The sequence below is a fragment of the Bellilinea sp. genome, from assembly GCF_034432615.1.
GTDB lineage: Bacteria > Chloroflexota > Anaerolineae > Anaerolineales > Anaerolineaceae > Bellilinea.
Genome location: NZ_DAOUBL010000086.1, coordinates 1 through 5025, shown reverse-complemented (window position 1 = coordinate 5025; position 5025 = coordinate 1). Strand labels below are relative to the sequence as shown.

At 57.8% G+C, this 5025-nt stretch carries 3 protein-coding genes; 2 read left to right on the top strand and 1 reads right to left on the bottom strand.

The window, feature by feature from the left end; genetic code table 11:
- Window positions 1–96: 96 nt before the first annotated feature.
- Window positions 97–1884, bottom strand: coding sequence for an SLC13 family permease (locus VAE48_RS04040; RefSeq protein ID WP_322792037.1), 1788 nt, complete (start codon window positions 1882–1884; stop codon window positions 97–99).
- A gap of 190 nt (window positions 1885–2074) precedes the next feature.
- Between VAE48_RS04040 and VAE48_RS04035 the strand changes: the two genes are divergently transcribed.
- Together VAE48_RS04035 and VAE48_RS04030 are read left to right on the top strand one after the other, a co-directional pair.
- Window positions 2075–4186 (top strand): ASKHA domain-containing protein, encoded by a 2112-nt coding sequence (locus tag VAE48_RS04035; protein ID WP_322792036.1) that lies wholly within the window; start codon window positions 2075–2077, stop codon window positions 4184–4186.
- Window positions 4183–5025: homocysteine S-methyltransferase family protein (locus VAE48_RS04030; protein WP_322792035.1), on the top strand; the 843-nt coding region annotated here is incomplete at its 3' end. The genes VAE48_RS04035 and VAE48_RS04030, both read left to right, overlap by 4 nt.

Here is a 5025-nt window from a genome sequence, read left to right as displayed (position 1 = left end):
CTTGGCTGCTGATTTACCGGTCAAAGCCGGGTTTGACTGGCGTTATTACTGGATGCTGGTGTATGAACACGCCTTTGGTTCGGCAGCGCACCATCATTAGAAGAGCGGCCAGATTAGCGGCAGGAAAATTAAGATAGCCATCAACAGCACGACGTTAAGGGGAGCACCGACTTTGGTGTAATCGGTAAAGCGGTAGCCGCCCGGCTCCATGACCAGAATATTGGACTGATGCCCAACCGGCGTGAGGAAACTGGTTGAAGCACCAATCACCACTGCCAGGACAAAGGGACGCGGGTCTGCCCCAAGACTCAATGCTACGTCTATGCTAATCGGTACAATCAGCACGGTGGCGGCAGCATTGGACATGGGTTCGGTAATCAAGGATGCCAGGATGTAAATACCGGCCAGCACAGCCAGCGGACCGAGATTGCCAACCAGCCCAACCAACCGCTCGGCTAGAAAACGGGCTGTGCCGGTGCTTTCCATAGCCAGACCCAGCGGCAGCATTCCGGCAATCAGAAAGACACTGCGCCAGTCAATGCTCTGATAGGCTTCGTCCATCGTCAGGCAGCCGGTCATCACCATCAGCACCGCGCCGATGACCATTGCCAGCGCGATGGGCATGTGAGCAATGATCGTCAATGCCAGTACCAGTAACAAAATGCCGCCTGCCAGCGGGGCTTTGTTCAAGCGGCGGCTGGTATCGTTGACCGGTTCAAGCAGTAAAAAATCTTCGCTGGATTGTAAAGCGGGAAGTTGAATCTTGCGCCCGCGCAGCAGGAGAATATCGCCAAACTGCAAACGCACATCCCGCAGACGTTCCAGGATGACCCGCCCCTGGCGGTGGATAGCGAGGGCGGTGAAACCGTATCGGTCGCGGAAGTGGGTTTCGCGCAGGGTCTTGCCGGTAAGGCGGGAGCGCGGGGCGAGCACCGCCTCGACGGTAACTTCGTCCTCTCCGGTGATCTCGGATAGTTCTAATTTATGTTCGGCCTCGATGGCAATTCCGAGTGACTCTCGGGCACGCAGCAGGTCTTCCAGCCGGCCCTTGACCACCAGGATTTCACCCGGACAAAACAGGTGATCGCGGTGTGGAATGTGACGATGGTTTTCCAGATCAATGATGGCAACTACATTCAGGTCGTAATCCGAACCAAGACGCGACTCGGCCAGGGTTTTACCGGCCAGTTTGCTCTGTTCGAGGATGCGCACTTCGCTCAGATATTGGCGCAGTTGATAGGCATCCTGAATGTTTTGGGGTTTGCGGGATGGCAGTAAGTGTCGTCCGATCAATACCATATACAGCATACCGCTGATGAACACCACCAGACCGGTTGGGGTGAAGTCAAAAAAACGCAGACCGGGCAGCCCGCGGTCGGTAAGCAAACTGGAAGCCAGCACGTTGGGCGGTGTGCCGATCATGGTCATGTTGCCACCCAGCAGGGAAGCAAACGAGAGGGGGATGAGCAATTTTGAAAGCGGAATACCGGTGCGGCGGGAGATGCCTACGGCAGCAGGCAGAAAGACGGCTGTGGCGCCGATGTTGTTCATGAACGCCGAAAGCAGCCCTGCCCCCAGCATGAGAACTGCGATCAACCGGGCTTCGCTGTTGCCAGCAATCTGGAGAATGCGTCCACCCAGGAGGTTGGCAATGCCGGTGGAAAACAAACCGCCCGACACGATATACACTGCCCAAACCGTAATGACCGCCGGATTGGCAAAACCGGAAAAAGCCTGAGACGGGTCAATCAATCCGGTCAGGGTTACGCTGATCAGCACCAGCAGGGCAATGATATCCACGCGCAGTTTTTCGCTGGCAAACAGCACAACAGCGGCGAAGATGATAAAGAGGGTCAACCCGATTTGGGGGCTAAATTCCGTCATGGATCAACATCGCATAAAGATGGGCAGGTTTCACCGCACCGGTGAAAATCAAAGATGTTTTATTATAGTGTATTTGTGAATGGAGATAAACCTGCACTGCAATCTCCATGAAAGCAGGATTTCGCAGGTTGGTTTGAATGCTCCACGGCTATAATTAACGAGAATTTGCCTGAAGGGTAAAACCTGGCCTGTGGTTCAACCGACTCCCACCGGCAACTTGCCAAAAAATGCTGCGGCGGTTTTTGGAGAGATGGGAGGGGTCAATCACGTTCGTGTTATTCAGGAACAAGAGAGCAATTTTGGCGCAACGATGGATACTTCTTCACCCACTGACTTTCAGAAGAATATTGAGAAAACCTGTGAGGTGCTGTTTGTGCCCTCCGGGCGCAGCGGTAGGGTTAAACGCGGCATGACATTGCTGGAAGCAGCCCGCCAGCTGGGGGTGACAATCGAGTCGGCCTGTGGAGGGGAGGGCTGGTGCGGACAATGCGCGGTACGGGTCAGGGAAGGGGCTTTTGGCCGACAGGGTAAAATTTCCTCGCTGGCTCATCTTTCGCCGGCGGATGAAGCCGAATTCGATGAACTGGCTGCCCGCAGTCTGCCTTCCGGCAGCCGATTGGCATGCCTTGCCCGCCTGTTGGGCGATGTATGTGTGGTCACGGGCGGAGAGGATCGCCCCTTGGGTGGTTCTTTCGGCAAATCGCTGGGGGAAATTGTCGTTGAGGTTGACCCGCTCATTCGACTGTGCTGGCTTCGGCTTGATCCTTCCGGATCCGGCATTTCATCTCTGCTTGAACAGGCGCGGCAATTGCTGGCGAATCGGTTTGGGGTGTTGGCGTTGGAGTGGGAAGAGTCGGCGCTGAATGCCCTGTCCGCTGCGGCGGCTGAGAGCGGCGGCGAGGTAACCCTGACCCTCTGGAATGAGGAGCGCGTCTTGCGCGTTCAGGCCGGTTTTCAGGAACGGGCGCTGGGGTTGGCAGTGGATATTGGCACAACCACCCTGGCTGTTTATCTGTGCGATTTGCGCAGCGGTGCCCTGCTGGCAACGGCCTCCGGGTTGAATCCTCAAATCGCCTGGGGAGCGGATGTCATCTCGCGAATTGCCTTTTGCAACCAGTCCCCTGACGGGTTGCAGCAACTGCAAAGCGCGGTCATCGCCGAAATCAACCGGCTGGCGGAACAGGCAGCCAGTGAAGGCGAGGTGGTGCTGGAAGATGTAGTGGATTGCCTTTGGGTGGGCAACAGCGTCATGCTGCATCTGGCACTGGGCTTGAACCCTGCTTCTCTGGGGCAGGTGCCTTTTTTGCCGGTTTTTCGCGATGCGCTGGATTTGACTGCGGCGCAGGTGGGTTTACACCTCAACCCCGGGGCGCATCTGCATATTCTGCCGCTGATTGCCGGTTATGTGGGGGCTGATGCGGTAGCGGCCATCCTGGCGGCCGACCTGCATCAGCGCGAGGAAATGACCTTACTGGTTGACGCGGGAACAAACGGAGAAATTGTACTGGGCAACCGTCAAGGGCTTTGGTGCACCTCCAGCCCGACCGGGCCGGCTTTTGAAGGGGCAAACATTACCTGTGGAACGCGTGCCGTGCCCGGCGCAATCGAACGGGTGCGCATTGACCCATCCAGCCGGCAGGTGCGCTATAAAGTGATTGGCAGCCCCTTATGGAGTGATGAGCACAATGCGGCCGGCGCGCGGGTGGAGGGCATATGCGGATCAGGAGTCCTGGAAGCGGTTGCCGAGATGTACGCTGCCGGTCTGTTGCTGCCCAACGGCCGCTTCAACGGGCAGGTTTCTTCTGCGGCGTGGCTGCGAAAAGGAGATGGGGAACTCGTTTTTGTGCTGGCACCGGCCGCCCATTCGCGCAGCGGTCAGCCAATATACCTGACCCAGAAGGATGTGCGAGCGGTACAGCTGGCCAAGGCTGCCCTGCGCAGCGGCTGTGATTTTTTGTTGAGGGCAGGGATGGCCGAAAAACCCCGCCGGATACTTCTGGCAGGAGCATTCGGCAGTCTGCTCGACCCGCAACATGCCATGCGGATTGGCATGATTCCCCCCCTGCCGCTGGAACAGGTACAGGCGGTCGGGAATGCTGCCGGTGAGGGCGCCTGTCTGGCGCTGCTCAACCGCCGTAAGCGCGAAGAAGCGCGTCAAATTGCGCGGCAGGTGCATCATCTGGTCATGCCGAGCGATCCATCTTTTCAAGATCAGTTTGTGGCTGCGTTGTCCTTTCCGTCGCTGGCAGAAAGTGAACCGGCCTGTTTCGATGTTCAACCCAACCAGGAGGCACAAAAATGAGCCAACCGTTTCTGGAACAACTCCGCAGTGGAAAAATTTTCATCGCTGATGGGGCGACCGGCACGAACCTTCAGCAGCGCGGCCTGCCGCCCGGTCAGCCGGGCGAGGTGTTTGTGCTGCAAAATCCGCAGGCCGTTGAGGAATTGGCACGGGAGTTCATCGCCGCCGGAGCGCAAATTATTCTGACCTGCACATTTGGCGGCAACCGCATTCGGCTGCGGCGAGGTGGTTTGGAAGAACAAAGGGAGAAGATTAACCGGCAGGCGGTCGAACTCGCCCAAAGGGCAGCTCAGGGCAGCGAGGTGTTAATTGCCGGTTCGATGGGGCCGAGCGGTGAGATGATGCAGCCCTACGGAACCTTGAGCGAAGCAGAGGTGTTTGAAAGTTTTGCCGAACAGGCGCGGTTGTTGAGCGAAGCCGGAGTGGATTTACTGGTGCTGGAAACCTTTTATGACCTGAGCGAAGCCCGCGCCGCAGTGGAAGGCGTCCGTTCGGTAAGTGATTTACCGCTGGTGCTTTCGTTCAGTTATGACCGCGGGCGCAAGACGATGATGGGCATCAGCCCGAGCCGCATGGCCGAAGCGGCAGCCGGGTGGGCGGTGGATGTGTTGGGAATCAACTGCGGGCGCAGTCTGGAGGATAATCTGGCAAACCTGATTGCCCTGCGGGAGGCTACCCGCCTGCCCATCTGGTTCAAGCCGAACGCGGGTCTGCCGGTCAGCGATGAAAAGGGAGGTTTGTCGTACAGTGTGCAGCCGCAGGACATGGCAGCGGCTGTGACGCAGTGGCTGACCAACGGGGCGCAGATCATCGGCGGGTGCTGCGGTACCAGCCCGGCG

Excerpts from the sequence above, each read along its gene's own strand:
- VAE48_RS04040 (WP_322792037.1), bottom strand. The coding sequence starts at position 1,884 with ATGACGGAATTTAGCCCCCAAATCGGGTTGACCCTCTTTATCATCTTC.